At 37.5% G+C, this 453-nt stretch carries 1 protein-coding gene; it reads left to right on the top strand.

Annotated features, from left to right (window positions below):
• The coding region (locus PPOP_RS16030) for an HlyD family secretion protein (protein ID WP_042229329.1) at window positions 1-453 on the top strand (453 nt) is incomplete at both ends.

Raw genomic sequence — 453 nt, 5'->3', positions numbered from 1 at the left:
GGGGAAATTGATATTGTTGTAAAAGCAAAGGGAGTGATAAAGACGAGCGAAAAAGTGACAAGAATAACCAACAAAGTACTGGGTGAAGTTGAGTCGGTGCACTATACGGATGGACAAAAGGTCAAGCAAGGGGACATATTATATTCTTTAAAAAAAGACGGTTTGGATGAGCGACGAAAGTTAATTGCTGATGAATTACGGAAAGCAAAATCAGAGTACGATGAGTTAATCAATATGAAGGAAAACATCATCACAACGAATGCAGGACATGAAAATCGAGAGCAACCTATCGACGTAAAGGATGCACTTCAGGCAGAACATACGACACCCATGAAATTTTCCATACATATGGCACAACTGAACAATAAAATCTCGCAAGTCCATTCTAAATTAGAACAAGTAAAGCTGTTGCAGAAATCGATGATGACAGGTAAAAATTATTTTACAAAGAAG

Origin of the sequence: Paenibacillus popilliae ATCC 14706 (assembly GCF_000315235.1) — a bacterium.
GTDB lineage: Bacteria > Bacillota > Bacilli > Paenibacillales > Paenibacillaceae > Paenibacillus_B > Paenibacillus_B popilliae.
Note: the sequence above shows the minus strand (reverse complement) of the source record. Positions and strands in the feature narration are given on the sequence as shown.